General features: G+C 59.9%; 20 protein-coding genes and 3 pseudogenes. 7 read left to right on the top strand and 16 right to left on the bottom strand.

What is annotated here, in order from left to right:
- Nucleotides 1-22: 22 nt before the first annotated feature.
- The 3 genes and pseudogenes from M5G20_RS28390 to argC form a co-directional block, all read right to left on the bottom strand.
- Complete coding sequence (locus M5G20_RS28390) at nucleotides 23-649, bottom strand: DNA methyltransferase (protein ID WP_003465024.1); 627 nt, start codon at nucleotides 647-649, stop codon at nucleotides 23-25.
- 414 nt (nucleotides 650-1,063) lie between these two features.
- Nucleotides 1,064-1,219, bottom strand: a pseudogene (locus M5G20_RS28385) (OmpA family protein); the annotation flags it as partial.
- A gap of 413 nt (nucleotides 1,220-1,632) precedes the next feature.
- Nucleotides 1,633-2,562: an N-acetyl-gamma-glutamyl-phosphate reductase gene (gene argC / locus M5G20_RS28380; RefSeq protein ID WP_003465021.1), complete on the bottom strand. Its 930-nt coding sequence runs from the start codon at nucleotides 2,560-2,562 to the stop codon at nucleotides 1,633-1,635.
- 114 nt (nucleotides 2,563-2,676) lie between these two features.
- Here argC and M5G20_RS28375 point away from each other — a divergent pair, with 114 nt between their 5' ends.
- Complete coding sequence (locus M5G20_RS28375; RefSeq protein ID WP_003465017.1) at nucleotides 2,677-3,561, top strand: LysR family transcriptional regulator; 885 nt, start codon at nucleotides 2,677-2,679, stop codon at nucleotides 3,559-3,561.
- Nucleotides 3,562-3,744: 183 nt separating this feature from the next.
- Here M5G20_RS28375 and M5G20_RS28370 read toward each other — a convergent pair whose 3' ends face one another.
- The 4 genes and pseudogenes from M5G20_RS28370 to M5G20_RS28355 all read right to left on the bottom strand — a co-directional run bounded on the left by M5G20_RS28370 (nucleotide 3,745) and on the right by M5G20_RS28355 (nucleotide 5,528).
- Nucleotides 3,745-4,008 (bottom strand): uracil-DNA glycosylase family protein, encoded by a 264-nt coding sequence (locus M5G20_RS28370; protein ID WP_003830781.1) that lies wholly within the window; start codon nucleotides 4,006-4,008, stop codon nucleotides 3,745-3,747.
- A gap of 61 nt (nucleotides 4,009-4,069) precedes the next feature.
- Nucleotides 4,070-4,345 (bottom strand): annotated as a pseudogene (locus tag M5G20_RS30405) (uracil-DNA glycosylase family protein); the annotation flags it as partial.
- Between the two features lie 73 nt (nucleotides 4,346-4,418).
- On the bottom strand, nucleotides 4,419-4,967 hold the full coding sequence (locus M5G20_RS28360) for a cytochrome P460 family protein (RefSeq protein ID WP_003465000.1): 549 nt from the start codon (nucleotides 4,965-4,967) through the stop codon (nucleotides 4,419-4,421).
- A gap of 27 nt (nucleotides 4,968-4,994) precedes the next feature.
- Nucleotides 4,995-5,528, bottom strand: coding sequence for a carboxymuconolactone decarboxylase family protein (locus tag M5G20_RS28355; protein WP_020309197.1), 534 nt, complete (start codon nucleotides 5,526-5,528; stop codon nucleotides 4,995-4,997).
- Between the two features lie 117 nt (nucleotides 5,529-5,645).
- Between M5G20_RS28355 and M5G20_RS28350 the strand changes: the two genes are divergently transcribed.
- Nucleotides 5,646-6,488, top strand: coding sequence for a helix-turn-helix transcriptional regulator (locus M5G20_RS28350; RefSeq protein ID WP_003464996.1), 843 nt, complete (start codon nucleotides 5,646-5,648; stop codon nucleotides 6,486-6,488).
- A gap of 753 nt (nucleotides 6,489-7,241) precedes the next feature.
- On the opposite strand, the gene M5G20_RS28345 is transcribed toward M5G20_RS28350, so the two are convergent.
- Genes M5G20_RS28345 through merT form a run of 7 tightly spaced genes read right to left on the bottom strand, consistent with a single transcriptional unit; the run spans nucleotide 7,242 to nucleotide 11,657 of the window.
- Nucleotides 7,242-8,231 carry a DUF3330 domain-containing protein gene (locus M5G20_RS28345; protein ID WP_024552207.1) on the bottom strand — a complete coding sequence of 330 codons (990 nt, stop codon included), beginning with the start codon at nucleotides 8,229-8,231 and terminating at the stop codon, nucleotides 7,242-7,244.
- A complete protein-coding gene (gene merE / locus M5G20_RS28340) occupies nucleotides 8,228-8,464 on the bottom strand; it encodes a broad-spectrum mercury transporter MerE (protein WP_021138754.1) in 237 nt (78 codons plus the stop codon). Before merE ends, M5G20_RS28345 begins: the two co-directional genes overlap by 4 nt.
- Nucleotides 8,461-8,826 carry a mercury resistance co-regulator MerD gene (gene merD / locus M5G20_RS28335; protein ID WP_021138753.1) on the bottom strand — a complete coding sequence of 122 codons (366 nt, stop codon included), beginning with the start codon at nucleotides 8,824-8,826 and terminating at the stop codon, nucleotides 8,461-8,463. The genes merE and merD overlap by 4 nt, the downstream gene beginning before the upstream one ends.
- A 17-nt stretch (nucleotides 8,827-8,843) precedes the next feature.
- Complete coding sequence (gene merA, locus M5G20_RS28330) at nucleotides 8,844-10,529, bottom strand: mercury(II) reductase (RefSeq protein ID WP_024552206.1); 1,686 nt, start codon at nucleotides 10,527-10,529, stop codon at nucleotides 8,844-8,846.
- A 39-nt stretch (nucleotides 10,530-10,568) separates the two neighbouring features.
- Nucleotides 10,569-10,991: an organomercurial transporter MerC gene (gene merC / locus M5G20_RS28325; protein WP_024552205.1), complete on the bottom strand. Its 423-nt coding sequence runs from the start codon at nucleotides 10,989-10,991 to the stop codon at nucleotides 10,569-10,571.
- Between the two features lie 27 nt (nucleotides 10,992-11,018).
- Nucleotides 11,019-11,294 carry a mercury resistance system periplasmic binding protein MerP gene (merP, locus tag M5G20_RS28320; RefSeq protein ID WP_045735837.1) on the bottom strand — a complete coding sequence of 92 codons (276 nt, stop codon included), beginning with the start codon at nucleotides 11,292-11,294 and terminating at the stop codon, nucleotides 11,019-11,021.
- A gap of 12 nt (nucleotides 11,295-11,306) precedes the next feature.
- Nucleotides 11,307-11,657 (bottom strand): mercuric ion transporter MerT, encoded by a 351-nt coding sequence (gene merT / locus M5G20_RS28315; protein WP_024552203.1) that lies wholly within the window; start codon nucleotides 11,655-11,657, stop codon nucleotides 11,307-11,309.
- Between the two features lie 71 nt (nucleotides 11,658-11,728).
- Here merT and merR point away from each other — a divergent pair, with 71 nt between their 5' ends.
- The 5 genes and pseudogenes from merR to M5G20_RS28295 all read left to right on the top strand — a co-directional run bounded on the left by merR (nucleotide 11,729) and on the right by M5G20_RS28295 (nucleotide 15,235).
- Nucleotides 11,729-12,163 (top strand): Hg(II)-responsive transcriptional regulator, encoded by a 435-nt coding sequence (gene merR, locus M5G20_RS28310; protein WP_024552202.1) that lies wholly within the window; start codon nucleotides 11,729-11,731, stop codon nucleotides 12,161-12,163.
- Between the two features lie 54 nt (nucleotides 12,164-12,217).
- The gene (locus M5G20_RS28305; protein WP_045735839.1) at nucleotides 12,218-12,826 is read left to right on the top strand and encodes a DUF6088 family protein; all 609 of its coding nucleotides are present in this window, start codon (nucleotides 12,218-12,220) and stop codon (nucleotides 12,824-12,826) included.
- Between the two features lie 154 nt (nucleotides 12,827-12,980).
- Complete coding sequence (locus M5G20_RS30400; RefSeq protein ID WP_224490795.1) at nucleotides 12,981-13,295, top strand: hypothetical protein; 315 nt, start codon at nucleotides 12,981-12,983, stop codon at nucleotides 13,293-13,295.
- A gap of 66 nt (nucleotides 13,296-13,361) precedes the next feature.
- A pseudogene (gene rlmF / locus M5G20_RS28300) lies at nucleotides 13,362-14,159 on the top strand (23S rRNA (adenine(1618)-N(6))-methyltransferase RlmF); the annotation flags it as partial.
- 167 nt (nucleotides 14,160-14,326) lie between these two features.
- Nucleotides 14,327-15,235, top strand: a complete 909-nt coding sequence (locus M5G20_RS28295) for a haloalkane dehalogenase (protein WP_045735840.1) — start codon at nucleotides 14,327-14,329, stop codon at nucleotides 15,233-15,235.
- A 122-nt stretch (nucleotides 15,236-15,357) separates the two neighbouring features.
- On the opposite strand, the gene M5G20_RS28290 is transcribed toward M5G20_RS28295, so the two are convergent.
- Both M5G20_RS28290 and M5G20_RS28285 read right to left on the bottom strand, forming a co-directional pair.
- A complete protein-coding gene (locus M5G20_RS28290) occupies nucleotides 15,358-18,792 on the bottom strand; it encodes an SbcC/MukB-like Walker B domain-containing protein (protein WP_077749512.1) in 3,435 nt (1,144 codons plus the stop codon).
- A 165-nt stretch (nucleotides 18,793-18,957) separates the two neighbouring features.
- The coding region (locus M5G20_RS28285; protein ID WP_166794610.1) for an SMP-30/gluconolactonase/LRE family protein at nucleotides 18,958-19,423 on the bottom strand (466 nt) is incomplete at its 5' end.

The raw sequence follows: 19,423 nt of genomic DNA, 5'->3' as shown, positions 1-19,423 counted from the left end.
GGACAGCACCGTACCGGAAAGGTCAGGTGTTGCACTCAGTTTTCGCCGCCGCCCCCTTATTATCACTGCGAGGTGAATAGCTTTTCTGCCAATTGATTATGCCAATGCGATTCTCTTCGCCGAAGATTTCGTCCATGAGCATGCCAAGTCTAAATAGTTCCCTATGATCAATACAGATAGCCATAACCCCGCCTGGGGTTAGCATCTCACGCATCATCCAGATTCTGGGTGTCATGAAGCGCAACCATTTGCTGTGCTTGGACCCATCATCTTTAGGAACTACATCGCCGAGATCTGGATCGTTTGGATCCTTGTCCCACTTGTCGTTATAGCGGAAGTCCTCGCCGGTGTTGTACGGCGGGTCTGTTACTACAAGATCAACTTGACCACGATATTTATAGAGCGTGACCATCGCAGAAAGGTTTTCACCGTCCCAGATCTCATTCTCTGACTGGGCGGTTTCCTCTCCAAAGGATACTTTCTTGATAATACGATGCAGCTTCGGCTTGACCTGGCGGATGATCTGCCAGGGAGCAGCCCGCCCGGTGTAACTCATAACGATGCCATTCTTGCCAGCATCGGCAAGCGCCGCATCATGCTCCTGCAGCATACGGACCAAGGCGGCCCTCGGCAGTTGTTCGTAATCCATGCTTGCCCCTTGAATTCGTGCGGCGGCACCGAAAAGCTGAAAATTCTAGTACCGCTCGTGGATGCTTCACCATCCCTAGGGTGGCGAGTGTACTTGTGAACGTATTGATTTGGCTGTTAAACCGTTGAAAAAGACGGATCAACTGAGTTCCAAACGGGCTGCGTACTGGCTGGCAGATGCGAATCCGGCGCACGCCGCTCCCTTCTGGGCTCAAGCCCGCGAAGCGGGCATAAAGAACCCGGCCGAGGCCGGGATCCTTATGGGCTTATGGGCCGGCGTATTGGTCTGCCCAGTCCAAAGCCGGTGCCACGGGAGCTTGCACCTCCTGAGGCCAGGTTTTGGAGCCCACTGCAAATCGCCCGTAACCCATTAAAAGATAGCTGGGCATCCGACGAAAAGAGCACCAAGGCACCATTACCCTTGAGCTACAGCGCCGCTACGGGGCACCAGTTTGATTTCAACGCGGCGATTTTGGGCGCGACCCTCGGCGGTGTCGTTGGGGGCAATGGGCGAGCTGGAGCCTGCACCAAAGGTTTGCAGGCGCGAAGGATCGACGCCATTGCTGCGCAAAGAGAAAAAGGGGACTGATTTATGTGCGCCAGGCAAAGCTTGGTCGCCTGGGAATGACGGCGCAAGCCGTCACGAAATGGCGTAAGAAACCCAGCGGGTATGACCCCCGCCCGGTAAAGGTTAGCCACCGACCGGAAGCGAGTCTTGCGTGGTGACCGGGTAACCGGCGCTGCGAAGCGTAGACAGCAGAAAAGGGGATTTATTTTCCCTACTCTAAAACGGCCGCTGTTGGCCGATTGCTGCCTGTCGTGGACGACCGTTTAACTTCAAAGCCTGACTGGATTGCAAACTGCTGACACGCGTAGATTCTGTTTTCGACTCGTTTAATGCCGTCGATGCCAGGCCATAAACAGAGAGGAAACAACCGCTCGAAAATTCGAGCCATAGACTCTAGAGCCAGTGGGTAGTCGGAGTCATGTTCCTGCAACCATCAAATCCAGATTCTGCACCGCCGCTCCAGCGGCTCCCTTCCCAAGATTGTCAAACACCGCAGCCAACAAAACCTGCCCCGTCTCATCATTTTCACACACCACCAATCGCAAACTATCAGTCCCGTTAAGCGCCTGAGGATCAAGGCACGTCAACCCTTTGGCCTCCTGCATCGACATCACCTGTACATGGTCCGCATCGACGTAGTGCTGCATAAGACACGCATGCAACCGCACCGCATCCACGCCCGGCGCCAACAAGCGAAGTTGCAACGGTATGGTCAGCACGATCCCCTGCCGAAAAGCCCCATAAGCCGGCACAAACATCGGCCGCTCCATCAGACCGCTTTGCTGCTGAATCTCCGGAATATGTTTGTGTGCCAGCCCCAGACCATAAACCTGAAACGCGGGCGCCTGTGATGCGCCCTCTCCCTCATGCTCTTGCACGCCAACGCGCCCTTTTCCGGAATAGCCCGACACAGCATGAATGTTCGTCGGATAGTCCCTGGGCAGCAACCCGGCCTCCAGCAATGGGCGCAGCAGCCCTATCGCCCCCGTGGGATAGCAACCGGGATTGCTGACCCGCCGTGCCGTGGCGATGCGTTGGGCCTGCTGCGAGTTCATCTCCGCGAAACCATAGGTCCAGTCTGGATGGGTGCGGTGCGCCGAACTCGCATCGATCACCCGAACGGCGGGGTTTTCGATGCTCGCTACAGCGTCGCGTGCGGCTTGGTCGGGCAAGCAGAGAATCGCGATGTCGCAGGCGTTGATGATTTCGGCGCGACGTTGCGGATCCTTGCGATGTTCGGGGCTGAGCGTGATAAGCCGCAGATCGGTCCGGTCGCGTAGACGTTGATGGATTTGCAACCCGGTGGTGCCTTGGTCGCCGTCGATGAATATAAGAGGACTTGCCATGGAATGCTCTCGGACATAGGAAATCAGGAGTTCCAATCTTCAGTGAGGGGCTAAGATAGGAAAAGTTGAATTTCTAAACGATGAAATTCAGCTTTTCTGAACAAGGAGTGACTCATGCGCGAAATCAGCCTGGACCGTCTGCGCACGTTGGTGGCCATTGCCGACCTGGGTTCGTTTGCCGAGGCGGCCCGTGTGCTGCACCTCGCGCCACCCACGGTCAGTTTGCATATTGCCGACCTGGAGTCGCGGGTTGGCGGAAAGCTGTTGTCGCGCACACGTGGGCGCATTCAGCCTTCGGCGATTGGAGAAACGCTGGTGGAGCGCGCGCGGCGCCTGTTGGCGGATGCGGAGCAGGCGCTTGAGGACGTGGAGCGTCAGGTGCAGGGCTTGGCCGGGCGTGTGCGGCTGGGTGCCTCCACAGGGGCCATCGCACAGTTGATGCCGCAAGCTTTGGAGACGTTGGGCCAACGCCATCCCGCTATCGATGTGCAGGTCGCGGTGCTCACGTCGCAGGAAACTTTGAAGAAGCTTGCCGAGGGCTCTTTGGAGATCGGTCTGGTCGCGCTGCCACAGACCCCGGTGAAGGAATTGCGGATCGAGCCATGGCGGCGGGACCCGGTCATGGCCTTCTTGCCGGCTCGCTGGGAATGCCCGGATGTTGTGACCCCCGGTTGGCTGGCCGCCCAGCCATTAATTCTGAATGACAAAACTACTCGGCTTTCGCGCTTGACCTCGGAGTGGTTCGCCAGTGATGGACGGCAGCCCACGCCGCGTATTCAACTGAACTACAACGATGCGATCAAAAGCCTAGTGGCGGCCGGTTATGGTGCGACGTTGTTGCCGCATGAAGCCTCCACGCCATTGCCCGATACCAGGATCGTCATGCGGCCATTACAGCCCTTATTGTGGCGTCAACTTGGTATTGCCCACCGTGGTGGGGACGTCGAGCGGCCTACGCAACATGTGCTGGATGTGTTGTGGGGGTTGAGTGCGGGCTAGGGCGATGTTGTCAGAGAAAGGACCGCTTTCGACCCGGTCATACGGTGATTGAGGTCCCAGGCGTCAGCTACCGCACCTGAAGCCGTCGTTCATCGCTCCAAAGCCGGTGCCTGTCTCCGTTCGCCCAGGCCAGGGTGTCGTAGTACTTGTGCAGCAGCTCGGTAATGGCGGCGGTGTCGTCGGTCATGGGGTTTCCTTGGGGTTGGCGGTGAGGACTGCCTGGACGCGTGCTTGCAGCGCGGGCAGCACGTCTTGTTGGAACCAGGGGTTGCGCACCAGCCAGCGATTGTTGCGCGGGCTAGGGTGAGGCAGGGGGAACGCTTGCGGCCAGTGCTCGCGCCAGGCTTCGACCACCCGGGTGAGCGGCGTCTTGCCAGTACCGAGGTGGTAGTCCATGGCGTAGCTGCCCAGCACGATGACCAGCGACAGGCGCTCGAAACGCTGCATGAAGGCTTCGCGCCAGGCGGGGGGCGCACTCCGGGCGTAGCGGCAGGTCACCGCTTTTGCCGGTGCCCGGATAACAGAAGCCCATGGGCAGAATGGCGATGCGGGTAGGGTCGTAGAAGGTGTCGCGGTCCACGCCCAGCCAGGCGCGCAGACGCGCGCCGCTGGCGTCGTCGAAGGGCACGCCTGAGGCATGGACCCGGGCCCCCGGTGCTTGGCCGGCGATGAGGATGGGCGCACTCGGGTGAAACTGGAAGACCGGCTGCACGCCGTGTGGCAGATGCGGTGCGCAGCGCGTGCAGGCGCGGACGTCGGTCAGAAAGGCGTCGAGTGTCGGCATGGCGCGCTTCCGGAAAGGGTGGCTCGCGCAGGACGGAGGTGCCATCCTGCGCGAAGCGTAACCCGGCAGCAAGTCAGTGCTGGGTCAGTGTCGGATAGCCCTGGATGAATACGCGGTCGGTCTTGGCCGCCGGCACATGGCAGCCCATGCAGTCGGCTTCGTAGCTGACGGCGACATTCTTGGCGGGGGCGTCGGCCTTGAACAGCGCCCAGCCCCAGCCGTCGCCCCACAAGGGGTTGCTGGCGAAACGGCCTTTGGCGTCCTTGACCATCACGAACCACACGGCCGCATCGGAACCCCAGACCACAGGGTTGCCAGTGGTCATGGCGCTGGTTTCGAGCTTGCGGATCTCTTTCACCAGCGTGGCGCCGTCCAAGAACTTGCCGGTCTTGCGGTAGTGCTCGGCCGAGGCCTTTTCGGTGTACACATCGTGCAAGCCGCGAGAGGCGGATTTTTCGTCCAACACCGCATATGAGCCCAGGTGGACGAAGTTTGTGCGGAAGTCTGTGGGGCGGCTGATGCCGCCCTGGCTGTCCACATAGGGCGAAAAGTCGCCGGCCGTGACGGCCAGTGGCAGGACGAGGGCGCTGGCGAGCAGAGCGCCGGTGAGTGCGATTTTCATCGTGTTCTCCTTATATGCCTATGGAGATCAGACGGCGACCACGGGGAAATCCACCGTGGTGTCGGCGATGTGGTTGGTGTAGTTGGTGAGCGTGTTCAGCGCGACGTTGGCGATCACTTCCAGTATCAGGCCGTCGTCGAGCCCCGCGCGGCGGTAGTTGGCCATGGCGTCGGCCGACACCACGCCGCGTTGCTCGACCAGCGCGCGGGCAAAGCCGGCGATTGCATCGTCAAGTGCGTTGGCCGCCTGGCCGGTGCGGGCCGCGGCGATGGCCTCTGCCGACAGTCCGGCACCTTTGCCGATCAGGGTGTGTGCGCTCAGGCAATACTGGCAGCGATTGGCTTGACCGGCAGCGAGCGCAACGATCTCGCGCTGGGAGGCATTCAGGCGGCCGGTGCCCAGCGTTTCGGACAAGCCGAGGTAGCCATTGAGCGCCGCCGGCGCGTGGGCCAGCGTGGCGAACAGGTTCGGCACCATGCCAAGCTTGGCTTTGACGGCCTTGAGTGTGGCAGCGGTAGCGGCGTCAGCGGTGTCGATGGTCAGGGGGGCGATTTGGGTCATGTCTATCTCCGTAGTGGGTGAGGTGCAAGAGCACGTGGGCATGATCGCCCTTTGTTTGGTACGATATGGCACGTAAAGTATCAAATACGTAACCTATCGTCTTATATGGAGAGTGGAATGGCGGATCGACTGGCCGGCTTGCTCCGGCACTACTCGCTTTCGGCGCGCGTTTTTCACAGCGGCGCCTTCTGTGGGCAGCATCATTACGCGGCGCCGCATGGCTATATCCATCTGGTGCGGCGCGGCCCGATTACGGCGCGTTCGCCCGTGCATGAAGATCTGCTGGTTACCGAGCCGAGCCTGCTGTTTTATCCGCGCGTGGCGTCGCATCGTTTTGTCGCCGCCCCCGGCGATACCGCTGAGCGGTTGTGTGCGGAGGTCGACCTGGGCGCTTCGACGGGCAATCCGTTGGCCATGGCCTTGCCGTCGATGCTGCTGATTCCGTTGGCGGACTTGCCCGGCCTCGGGCCGACGCTAGAGTTGCTGTTTGCCGAAGCCGAGCGCGACCAGTGCGGTCGGCAGGCCGCCATCGACCGCTTGTGCGAGTTGCTACTGATCCAGTTGCTGCGTTATCTGATGGATGGGCGGCTTGGCGCCACCGGACTGCTGGCGGGCCTGGCCGACCCGAAACTCGCGCGCGCCATAACCGCCATGCACGATGCGCCGCAGACCGCGTGGTCGCTCGAGGCGCTGGCGGCGAAGGCGGGCATGTCACGCGCGCGCTTCGCCGCCGCGTTCAAGGACGCGGTGGGCGTCACGCCGGGCGACTATCTGGCCGACTGGCGGATGAACGTCAGTTGCACCCTGCTCAAGCAGGGGCGGCCGGTGGCGGTGGTGGCCGACCGCGTCGGCTACGGCAGCCCGAACGCTCTGGCGCGCGCCTTCCGCGTGCGCATGGGCTGCGCCCCGCGCGACTGGCTGGCGCAGCAGCGCGGTGACGCGGCGCTCAGCGGTTCGTGAGTTTGAGTTCGATTCGCCGGTTCTTGGCGTAGGCGGCGCCGGTGTTGCGCTCGTCGAGCGGGTGAAATTCGCATCACGCCGGAACAACTGGCGGAACTCCAGGTGGCGATCCGTCAACGGCTGGTCAGTCTGTTCGTGCGGCGCGGCCGGCTGGACAAGGCTGAGTCAGTGGCGCAGGTAGCTGGATGACGCTGTCCCGCCCTGAGCCGACGCTCACAGGCGGGGATTTCCAGTGTCGTCATTGTCGGCTATTGGCCGGCAGCAGCCCGTCGTTGCCTGATGGATCCAACCCCTCCGCTGCTATAGTGCAGTCGGCTTCTGACGTTCAGTGCAGCCGTCTTCTGAAAACGACAGGTTGAACGCCAAAGAGGGGGCGGGAGCGCTGCAACCGGAGCAGCGTCAGAGCCTCCAGAATCGCCCACACAACGCGGAAGCTGTCAGTCAGGGGGCAAGCCTACCTTGGCACCAGAAACGCGCCCAGGAGGCCGCAGGGGGCGATTTTGGCCGCTGCAACTGTCCAACCTTGGCCGGGCCTCGCCGGGCCGAGTGGGGCGGCCTTCGACCAGGGCGGGCCGGCGACCGTCCGTCGGGCATGGAGGGGACGATAGAGAAAACGGACAAAATCGTACGCTAAGCGTGCGGCCTGTCAGGTTGAGGCCCTAGAGGTTGCAGGCGAGTCGTCAGAAAATGCTGGAATCGGCCCTATTCTGACACTGCCCAAGGTTCCGGCCTGACGCCCAGTTAGGGCATGCCTCAATCTGACGGCGGCGAACCGCAAGCGTTCAGTTCGGCGCTCGTTTCGGTCGCGTTGCTTGCCCGCGCCTGGAAGCGTTGATAACACTCCAGCCCGCAGAAGCGCTCGACGTACTCCGCACCTTCCGGTGTGAAGGCGGCGTCGAGCGGGATTTCCTTGCAGCACACGCAGCAACTGGTGGCAGTCGGATCATTTGCATTCATGGTGGCACCCCTCCATTGACTGACAAAGGCGGCGAATGCCGCCGCCGGCACTGGCTTGGCGAACAGGAAGCCTTGCCCCGTATCGCACTCCGCTTGCCGCAACAGCGCGAGACTGGTCGGCGTTTCCACGCCCTCGGCCACCACGTCCATTCCCAGCCCGTGCGCAAGCTGAATCACGGTGTGCACGATGGTCCGGTCGCGGTGGTCGTCGGCGAGTCCGGCGACGAAGGACTGGTCGATCTTGAGCTTAGTAATCGGGCAGCACTTCAGGTGTTGCAGACAGGAATACCCCGTCCCGAAGTCATCGGCAGCGAAGCGCACACCGATCTGTCGCAAGGCTTCCAGGGCTGGGAAGATCGCCGGATTGCCGAACGCGACCGATTCGGTCAGCTCAATTTCCAGATACTCGGCAGGCAACTCGGCGTCAGCCAGCACGCCCTTTACCCACCCGTCGAAATCCGGTCCTACCTGGCTCGCCGAAACATTGACGGCGAGCCGGAACGGTTGCCATGCCAGCATCCGCCATTCGCGCATCTGGCGGCAGGCGGTGCCCAGCACCCAAGCGCCGATTTCAGGCATCAAGCCGGACGATTCGACCACGGGCAGGAACTGGCCCGGCGGCAAAAGTCCGAGCTGCGGATGACGCCAGCGCAACAGGGCTTCCGCACCGACAATCTGGTCACTGCGCAAATCGACAATCGGCTGGTAGTGCAGCTCAAACTGCCCGCGCACAACCGCCTGCGCCAATTCGGTCGCCGTCCATCTGGCGGGCAGTGATGTGCTCACGATCTTTCCTTGAAGACCCGCAACAGCCGCGTCACGGACAGGACAAACAAGCCGGTCAGCGTGATGGCTGCAATACCCCAATGCTCCCCGATGAACGCGCCGGCCGTCGTCCCCGCGAGCACCACAGCGAGAATCGGCAAATGGCAGGGACAGGTGAGCACGGCCAACGCGCCCCACAGGTAGCCGGTGAACGGCTTGTGTGTCTCGGTCGGCAAGCGCTCGGGGCTGTTCATGGCAGACTCTCCGCATGCTGTACCAGCTCGGTCGGCATGGTGGCCAACTGCACCTCCAGATCGGCCAATGCTTCGCGCCGACGTTCGACGAACTGGCGCAGCACGGCAAGCTGCGCGGCCGCTTCGTCGCCGTCCGCGGTATCCAACGCCCGGCACAGCCGCGCCAGCGCGTCGAGACCGATACCCGCTTCGAAAGCAGCCCGCACGAAGCACAGCCGTTGCAAGGCCGCATCGTCGAACAGGCCGTAGCCGCCAGGGGTGCACGCCACCGGCCGCAGCAGTCCGCGCAGCAGGTAGTCGCGCACGATGTGCACGCTCACCCCGGCATTAAGGGCCAGCCGGGACACCGTGTAGGCGTTCATCGAACACCTCCTTTTTCTCACCCGGCGCAGCAGGAAAGCTGCTTCACATCCTTGTTAAAGGTCTGCGCCGCGAGCTTCAGTCCCTCGACCATCGTCAGATAGGGGAACAACTGGTCGGCCAGTTCCTGCACGGTCATCCGGTTACGGATGGCGAGTACCGCCGTCTGGATCAGTTCGCCGGCTTCCGGCGCGACCGCCTGTACGCCGATGAGCCGTCCACTACCTTCCTCGATGACCAGCTTGATGAAGCCGCGTGTGTCGAAGTTGGCGAGCGCACGCGGCACGTTGTCCAAGGTCAAGGTGCGACTGTCGGTCTCGATCCCGTCGTGCTGGGCCTCTGCCTCGCTGTAGCCCACGGTGGCGACTTGCGGATCGGTGAACACCACGGCAGGCATGGCGGCAAGGTTAAGCGCCGCGTCACCGCCCGTCATGTTGATCGCCGCACGGGTGCCGGCCGCTGCCGCCACATAGACGAACTGAGGCTGGTCGGTGCAGTCGCCGGCCGCGTAGATGTCCGGCGTGCTGGTCCGCATGCCGACGTCGATGACGATAGCGCCTTGCAGGTTGAGCGCGACACCTGCCGCGTCCAGCGCCAGGCTGCGCGTGTTGGGCGAGCGACCGGTGGCGACCAGCAGTTTGTCGGCGCGCAGCTCGCCGTGCGCCGTGGTGAGCACGAATTCGCCGCCCTCGTGCGCGACCTGGCTGGCCTGGGTGTGCTCCAGCACCTCGATCCCTTCGGCGCGGAACGCCGCCGTGATTGCCTCACCGATGGCCGGGTCTTCGCGGAAGAACAGGGTGCTGCGTGCAAGAATCGTTACTTTGCTGCCCAGTCGGGCGAACGCCTGCGCCAGTTCCAGCGCTACCACCGACGAACCAATCACGGCCAGCCGCTCAGGAATGGTGTCGCTGACCAGTGCTTCGGTGGAAGTCCAGTACGGCGTGTCCTTCAGGCCGGGAATCGGCGGCACGGCCGGACTCGCGCCGGTGGCAATCAGGCAACGGTCGAACGCCAGCACACGTTCGCCACCACCGTTGAGTTGCACGGTCAGGCTGTGCGCGTCCTTGAAACGGGCTTCGCCGTGCAGCACGGAGATGGCGGGATTGTCATCCAGGATGCCTTCGTATTTGGCGTGGCGCAGTTCGTCGACGCGCGCCTGCTGCTGGGCCAGCAACCGCTCGCGCAAGATCGTCGGCGGTGTGGGCGGCATGCCGCCATCGAACGGGCTTTCTCGGCGCAAGTGGGCGATGTGCGCGGCGCGGATCATGATCTTGGACGGCACGCAGCCGACATTGACGCAGGTGCCGCCGATGGTGCCGCGCTCGATCAAGGTGACGTGCGCGCCTTGCTCGACGGCTTTCAGCGCCGCCGCCATCGCCGCGCCACCGCTGCCGATAACGGCAATATGCAATCCGCCACCGTCACCACCAGCCTTGTCGCCGCTACCTAGCCATTCGCGCATCTTTCCGAGCAAGCCACCGCCCACCGGAGGCACGGGCGCGTCGGCGAGCGTGGCCCGATAACCGAGTCCGGCCACGGCGGCAGTCAACGCGTCCGGCGATATGCCGGCCTCGACGGCGAGTTTGGCGCTGCCCTTCGTATAGGAGACATCCGCCGACTGCACGCCGGGAACTTTCTCCAGGGCTTCCTTGACGTGCGTCGCACACGAGTCACAGGTCATGCCGGTGATTTTGAGGGTGGTCATTCATCGTTCCTTTTCTGTGTTGGCCGCTGGCTCACGCAGTCAGTCGTGTTTCGCGGGGAGTTCGCAGCCATCCGGGCCGCAGCGGCGATTTACCGGCGAAACCAAGTCCCAGATCGACACGCCGATCATCAGGGCTAGGCCGGTGTATACGAGGCGTGCTGTCCACCAGTTGCCAAGCAGCCAGACGGTTCCGGCGAACACGATGGCTGGCCCGATCATGCCGAGCAGGCTGCGGTGCCATTGCCGATGACTCAGCCAGCCCAGTGCATTCGCCAGCAAAGCCACGACGGCGAACAGCGGTAACAGCGTGGAGATAAACAACCCTTCGTATTCCTGTAGAAAGCTCAGCCCGATGGCCGCGCCCAAGCTGGCGAGGGCCGGGAAGCAGGCGGCGCAGCCCATCGCTGAAACAACGCTGCCGAGCGCGCCAGCCTTGTCGGCAATGCGTGTGATCATCCCCATGATCGCCCTAGGCTCTGGTTCAGTGGCTCACTGCTTGACGCTGGAGGGATAGCCCGCGTCTCTGGTTGCCTTGGTCAGCTTCTGCACGCTGGTCTTGGCATCATCGAAGGTGACCACCGCTTCGCGTGTCTCGAAGGTCACGTCAACTTTGCTGACGCCTTCGACCTTGGAAATCGCCTTCTTGACGGTAATCGGACAGGCAGAGCAGGTCATGCCCGGTACGGACAGTGTGACGGTCTGGGTAGCGGCCCACACGGGGGCAACAACGGCGGCGAGGGCGAGGGAGGCAAACAGTTTCTTCATGGTGAACTCCGATCAGTAGAAAAATGGCATGACATAGGGAAATCCGAGCGCGACCAGAACCAGCACGGCCACGACCCAGAAAATGAGCTTGTAAGTCGCTCGCACTTGGGGAATCGCGCAGACCTCACCCGGTCTACAGGCTTGCGCAGGGCGGTAGATGCGCCGCCAGGCGAAGAACAAGGCTACCAACGCTGCGCCGATGAAAATCGGGCGATAGGGCTCCAGCACGGTCAGGTTGCCGATCCATGCCCCGCTGAATCCCAAGGCGACCAAGACCAGCGGCCCGAGGCAGCAGGTCGAGGCGAGGATGGCGGCCAGTCCGCCAGCGAAGAGCGCGCCGCGCCCGTTTTGTGGTTCAGACATGCGCTTGTCCTTTCGAATTTGAATTGGATAGCGTAACCTTACTTCCGTACTCATGTACGGAGTCAAGTGATATGGAAAACAATTTGGAGAGCCTGACCATTGGCGCTTTTGCCAAGGCGGCCGGGGTCAACGTGGAGACGATCCGGTTCTATCAGCGCAAGGGCCTGCTGCCGGAACCGGACAAGCCTTACGGCAGCATTCGCCGCTATGGCGCGGCGGATGTGACGCGGGTGCGATTCGTGAAATCGGCCCAGCGGCTGGGCTTCAGCCTGGATGAAATCGCCGAGCTGTTGCGGCTCGATGATGGCACCCACTGCGAGGAAGCCAGCAGCCTGGCCGAGCACAAGCTTCAGGACGTGCGCGAAAAGATGGCCGACCTGGCGCGCATGGAAACCGTGCTGTCTGAACTGGTGTGCGCCTGCCATGCGCGGAAGGGGAATGTTTCCTGCCCGCTGATCGCGTCGCTACAGGGCGGAACAAGCCTGGCAGGGTCGGCTATGCCTTAGCGTGCTTTATTTTCCGTTTTCTGAGACGACCCCTATTTCAAAAACCAGCCATCCATGAAATCCCTTTCCGCGGCAATCATCGAACACAGCAGGCTTCTTCCTGAAGGAGGCATCCTTGCACCAAACGAATTCCTTCACTTGGCTGACCGTGCTTCGGTGGACCAAGCATTCTCTCGATTAGCCAAGGGCGGGGAGTTAATGCGGATTTCACGCGGCCTCTATGTGGCGCCGGTCACCGGGCGCTTCGGCAAACGCGCGCCGGCGACGGAGAAGGTTATCAGTGCGATAGCTTCGAAAAGCCATCAGGTAATCGCGTTAAGCGGTGCCCGCGCAGCGAACCTTCTAGGGCTAACGCAACAGGTGTCGATTAGGGAGGTATTTGTTACCGGCGGACGGCCGAGAACCCTGCAGCTAGGCAAGGCTCAGGTGAGAATCGAGCATGCGCCGCATTGGCAAATCGCCCTCGGAACAACCATTGCTGGCGACGCTGTACGTGCGCTTGCCTGGCTGGGGAAACCCCACGCCCCAGAGGCAGTCGCCAAGCTGCGCACGTGCCTGTCGAGTAACGATTGGCAGATTTTGATATCGCATAGATCAAACCTTCCTCAATGGATGGCTGAAGCGATTGGGCGCGAAGCAGTCTTTGCTGAGCAGGGCTTCTGATGCTCGTTTAAATACAATAATTTAGAGAACGAATGTCCTAATTTTGCCTTATCTCGGCAAGACTCAGTTACGTCCTGAAAAGTCTTTATAAAACATGCGGATAGGAGGGAAGTGAGTGAATTTTCCCTTTATCTCGGCATGACCCCTTCTAGGGCTGACGCAGCAGGTGTCGATTAAGGAAGTATTTATCACCAGCGGACGGCCGAGAACCCTGCAATTAGGCAAAATTCAGGTGAGAATCGAACATGCGCCACAGTGGCAGGTCGCCCTCGGAGCGACCATTGCTGGCGACGCTGTACGTGCACTTGCCTGGTTGGGCAAACCCCACGCCCAAGAGGCAGTCGCGAAGCTGCGCACGTGCCTGTCGAATAGCGATTGGCAGGTCTTGAAATCGCATAGATCCAAGCTTCCTCCATGGATGGCTGAAGCGATTGGGCGCGAAGCAGTCTTTGCTGAGAAGGGATTCTAATATTCGTTTAAATACAATAATTTAGAGAACGAATGTCCTAATTTTTGCCTTATCTCGGCATGACCCCTAAAAGTCTTCAACCGCGCCCTGCTCAAACAGTTCTACGGCATTGCCCACTGGGACATTCCTGCCGACTATCTATGCCCGCCGATCCCCGGCCGCGCAGACTACCTGCACTACATCGCCGACTTGCTCGGGAAAAGTAACGCAGGGGTTATTCCTCGTGGCGCACAGGTGAATGCGCTAGACGTGGGTGTTGGCGCCAATTGTATTTATCCGCTAATTGGCCATCGCGAATACGACTGGCACTTCGTTGGCAGTGATATCGCCAGCAGCGCAATTGCCTCAGCCGGTGCGATTCTCAACGCCAATCCGGGGCTCGTTGAAGCCATCGAGCTACGCCAGCAAAACGACAGCACGCATATTTTTCAGGGCGTTATCCGCGCCGAAGATCGCTTTGATATCACCCTGTGCAACCCGCCGTTTCATGCCTCCGCTGAGGAAGCCACGCAAGGCAGCACCCGCAAATGGCGTAACCTTGGCAAGCTCGACCCCAAACGCAAATTGCCGGTACTCAACTTCGGCGGCCAAGCTGCTGAGCTTTGGTGCAAGGGCGGCGAGGCGGCGTTTGTTAGCCGTTTAATCAGCGAAAGCGCTGAACACGCCCAACAGGTGTTTTGGTTCAGTAGTTTGATCTCCAAAGCCGGCAACCTCGGCGGCGTTTACAGTGCCCTGAACAAAGCTGGCGCATTGGAAGTACGCACCGTTGAAATGGCTCAAGGGCAAAAACAAAGCCGTTTTGTCGCTTGGACATTCCTCACCCCAGAACAGCAACAAGCCTGGCGCCAAGAACGCTGGAGCTAAGCCAGCCCCAGAGTTAGCCACGCGTTGCCAGCCCGATAACGCGCGAGCCGCCCACGCGCCAAAGACTCACTGAGCGTAATAACGCAGCATTCACAGAGTCAAAACACGTGTACACAGGCGGCGCGCGTGCGCACCATGGCTGACCGACACTTAGCGAGGCGAACAATATGGATTTTTTACGCACCCCAGATCGACACTTCGAAAACCTTCCCGGCTACGCATTCGAGCCCAACTACCTGATGGTGGATGACAGCGAAGGCGGTGAGTTACGCATGCATTATTTGGATCAAGGTCCAGCCGCTGGCGCAGTGGTTTTATTGCTGCACGGTGAGCCATCGTGGAGCTACTTGTACCGCACAATGATCCCCACACTAGTTGCTGCAGGCCATCGCGTTATTGCCCCAGACCTCATCGGTTTTGGTCGCTCAGACAAACCCAGTAAACGTACCGACTACACCTATCAGCGCCACGTTGACTGGGCGCAATCGCTGCTCGACCAGCTAAAACTGAGTGACGTGACCTTGGTTTGCCAAGACTGGGGCGGCTTGATTGGCTTGCGTTTAGTCGCAGAAAACCCAGCCCTATTTGCTCGCGTGGTTGCCGCCAACACCATGCTCCCAACCGGTGATCACAACCCAGGGGAGGCCTTCAAAAGCTGGCAGCAATACTCACAACAAGTACCAGAGTTCCCCACTGGAGCGATCATCAACCGCGCCACCACCACAGAGCTATCGCAAGCGGTGCTAGACGCCTACGACGCGCCCTTCCCTGACGAAAGCTACAAAGAAGGTGCACGGCAATTTCCCTTGTTGGTGCCCACCACGCCTAACGACCCTGCCGCCGATAAAAACCGCGCAGCATGGGCAGTACTGATGAAGTGGAACAAACCCTTTTTGACCGCGTTCAGTGATTCAGACCCGATCACCAAAGGCGGCGACAAGGTGCTGCAAAAGCTGATACCGGGCACACACGGCCAAGCGCATACCACCATCGTCAATGGCGGGCACTTTCTGCAAGAGGATCAGGGCGAAAAGCTGGCAGAGGTTGTGGTGATGTTTATCGCGGCGAACCCTTGATGTGCCGAGAACTGTACCGAAGACTCAGCGCTTAACGGCAAACTAGCCAGTGCATGCCTCCAGTAATCCTTGCAAAGCATCTGTCTCGATCTCACTCGCCGAGACAGGTGCCTCGCAAAGGACTATACCGCGAAGCGTTTATCCAGCCCGCTGTAGCCCATGCCAATTGCCTTATGCACTTTTAACTGCACCGGGATGCGCTCTTTGAGCGCTTCAACATGACTGATGACGCCGATCATCTTGCCGCTGGCATTCAGGCTGTCGAGTGCATCCAGCGCCACCTCAAGTGTTTCAGCGTCGAGGGTGCCGAAGCCTTCATCGAGGAACAGCGAGTCGATACTGGTTTTGTGGCTGACCAAATCCGACAAAGCCAACGCCAGCGCAAGGCTGACTAAAAAGCTTTCACCACCAGACAAGGTTTTGGTGTCCCGCGCAACATCCGCCTGCCACGTATCGACCACCTCAAGCTCCAGCTCACCCAGAGACTTGCGCGCCAACTGATAGCGTCCATGCAAGCGTTCAAGCTGCTGATTAGCTAAGTAGACCAAGTGATCGAGTGTTAATCCTTGGGCGAACTTGCGAAATTTAGCGCCATCCGCCGAGCCGATCAGGCTGTTGAGTTGCTGCCAAGCATCGTAATTGGATTGTTGCGCACGGATCTGCGCAAACAGGCTTTGTTGGCTCAGGCGCCGCGCATCATCACCTTGCAGTTGTGCACGAATCTCACCTTGGCGCTGGCTCAGGTTGCGCAACTGTGTTGCCAACTGTACAAGCTGTTGCGCCAGCGCCTCATCATCCAGATCGACCAGCACTTTCGACTGCTCAACCGACTGCAATTCAGCAAAGCGCTGCGTGCAATCGTGCGCCAAAGCCTGAGCGGCAGTGGCTGCGTTGTTTAGGCGCTGCTGAAGCTCGCGCAAGCTCGCGCGTTCAGCGTCATCCAATAACGCCGCCATAAACTGCGCCTCATCGGCAAACTGGCTAGCCGCCAAAGCGTTCTGCCAGTCGTTATTTTGCGCGGCTAACTCACGCTGCTCGTGCTCGATACGCACTTGCACCGTTTGCAGTTGCCCCCACAGCTGATCACGCTGCTGTTGCGAAGCCTGCCAACTACGCTGCAATGCTTGTAATTGCTCATGCGGGTTATCAACCGCCGGCAACTCCGCTAACGGCTCTTGCGCTTGCTCAAGCCAGTGCTGCTGCCAGGTTTGTGCGTGCTCGTGCGCCTGTTGCAGTGCATGCGTTTGCGCTTGCAACTGCGTAGCCAAACTCAGGCTTAACGCCTGTTCAGCCTGCCAGCCTTGCCATGCTTGCTGTTGTTCACGCAGCCAATCGGCAGGCGCTACAGGCATGTTCAAACCCAGCACCTGCAAACAGCTACTGAGGCGTTCCAAGCGTTCGGCATGCTTGCTGGTGAGCAACTGCAGTTGGCTAATACTGTCGTGGTGACGCTGTTGCACATGGCTCTGTTTACTGGTCAGCGTATCCAATTGAGCGCTGCATTTACTGTGCTCAAGCTCAGCCGTCATCACCCCATCGGCGGCTTGCTGGGCGACTAACTTGAGTTGGTCGAGCTGGCTCATGCGCAACTGTTGCTGCTGCATGTGCTGCTCGTGGTCGTGTTGTGCGGCCTGCAATGCGCTGGCATCCGCAATTGCCTGCCCGAGCGATTCACAGGCTTGCTGCCAGCGCTGATCCGCCTCAGCCAACCCCTGTCGTGCAGCACTAACTTGCGCTTGAGCCTGGGCTATTTGTGTTTCCACCACAGCCAGGCGCTTGTTCAGCGTCTCGCCTTGTGCCCGCACCGCATCTTGCTCAAGCTGTTTGGCCTGCAAGGCTTGCACAGTTTGCGACGGGTTAAGCGCTTGATACTCGGCAATCGCCGGGTGCTCATGCGAGCCACACAGCGGACAGGCCTCATCGGCTTGTAGGGCGGCGCGGTATTGTTCTAACTGTTGAATACGTTGCTCTTGCTCAAGCAGCTTTTGTTTGTCGGCGATCTGCTGTTTAAGGTCGACAAACTGACTGCGCAGCGCCTCACGCTGCTGATTTAACTGCGCTTGCTCGGCTTGCTGAGCTATCAGTTGCGCCTGCGCTTGAGCCTGCTGATCAACAAACTGCTGACGCTGAGTCAGCAGCATTGCCAAACGCTCCAGCTGACGCCCACGCTCGGTTAATTGCTGAGTTTGCTCACGTAAGGCTGCGTCATTATGGCCGCCAAACAATCCATCCAACTCCGCGCGCGCGGTGTTTGCCGCCAGCTCAGCTTGTTTAAGCTGAGTCGTCGCTGCGTGCAAAACCGTTTGCTGCTGGGGTAACTCAGCTGCTAGCTGAGCCAGTTGGTCATCCAGTTGTTGTTGCTTCTCACGCTCAGCGGCTTGCTCTTGCTCGCTCACCGCCAAGGAGTCGAACTGCTCTTGCCACGCGGCCAGATGCGCACCTAACTGCGCCCGCTGCGGCTGAGTGACGAGCTGCTGCGCAACAGCATCAGCGCGCTGCTGCAAATCCTCTGTAGTCGCACGTTCTGCCTGCAATGTTTGCTGACTGACTTGTTGACCTTGCCACGCCTGCTGACAGATTTGCTCCAGCGCAGCCATGTGCTGCTCACGCAACTGCTGCTCTTGAGCTTGGCTGGCTTGCAACTGATGACTGATGCGCAGTTGCTCGCGGTACAGCGGCTGCAATTGTGTGGCCGGCTCACTGGCCGCCAGCTTGTGCAATTGCGGCTGAGCCTGATTAAGCGCTTGTTGTGCCTGACTCGCTTGCTCCTGCGCTTGCTGCAATTGCGTCTGCGCCTTGGCTTTGGCATCGCGCCACAGCGTCTGTGCATTCAGGCCGCTTTGCTCAGCCGCCAAACGCTGCTCATCCACGCTGACTTGAGCATGCTCAGCGTTAAGTTGCTCACGCTGCTCGTCACTTAACAGCTCAACCCCTTCAGCTTTAGCGCGCAGGTGATCTAGCGCAGTTTTTACCTCACGAGTTTGCTCAAACACCCGCTGAGAAATTTGCCCGTAAATATCAGTGCCGGTCAGTTCTTCAAGCAACTCTGCACGCTGATTCGCATTGGCCTCAAGAAATGCCGCGAAGCCGCCTTGAGCGAGCAACATCGACTTAGTGAAACGCTCAAAATCCAGCCCGGTCAGGCGCTCGGTTTCACGCAGTTTTTCGTTGATTTTGTCAGTAACGATTTTGCCGTCGGCCATCAATGCCAACTCAACCTTGGGCGCCTGCAGTGCCCCATCAGCTTTGTCGCGGGCGCGGCGCTGGCTCCAAAACGCTCGGTACGCCACACCTTTAACTTCAAACTCAACCTCGGCCAAGCACTCAGCCGTGTGCCGCGTCATCAATTCATTGCTCCCCGCAGACACCGTACTCATACGTGGCGTGCGGTGATACAAGGCCAGGCAAATAGCATCAAGCAACGTGGTTTTACCCGCGCCGGTGGGCCCGGTAATCGCGAACAACCCGTTGTCTTTAAATGGCTCGGCAGTGAAATCAATCTTCCACTCGCCCTTGAGTGAGTTCAGATTTTTGAGGCGCAGGCTGAGGATTTTCATACAAAGGTCGCAGGCTGACATGAGCGACTATTCTGGCATTGTCGCGCGCTGCGTGCAGGACATAAGTGCGAGCGTTGAGGCTCGCACTTAATTTCAGTCAGCCACGCTGTACTGCCAAGCCGTTCAGCGTGGGGCAACCGCAACCGCTGGGTTGCGGCTGGTGGCTCACTTAATAAAAGTGGCGCCGCGGGTGTTTACAAATACTGAGTAAATAGAATGGCTGCTGGCCATGAACAGGCGGTTACCTTGAACGCCGCCAAAGCATAGGTTGGCGCAACGTTCCGGCAACGAAATATGGCCAATCGCCTTGCCTTGAGCATTGAACACACGCACACCATCAAGCTCCTCTGGTTTACCCTGTGGCGAGCCATTGCTGCCCCAACCACACCAGAGATTACCGGCCTCATCGCACTTAATGCCATCGAGCGCGCCATACGCAGTCGCCTCGATATGCTTGTTGCGATTACCCAGCGTGCCGTCTTCATTAACCGCGTACGCCCAGACCAAACGATTCGGCTTGGCGCGACCTTCAACGATGTACAGGGTCTTTTCATCTGGCGAGAAACACAGACCATTAGGCCCGGCGAGATCTTCGATCACGCGCGTGACTTTGGGGTTTGGGGAGCAATGG

The sequence above is a fragment of the Pseudomonas sp. TNT2022 ID1044 genome (assembly GCF_028656895.1).
Lineage (GTDB): Bacteria > Pseudomonadota > Gammaproteobacteria > Pseudomonadales > Pseudomonadaceae > Aquipseudomonas > Aquipseudomonas reinekei.
This window is presented reverse-complemented; position numbering and strand designations above follow the sequence as displayed.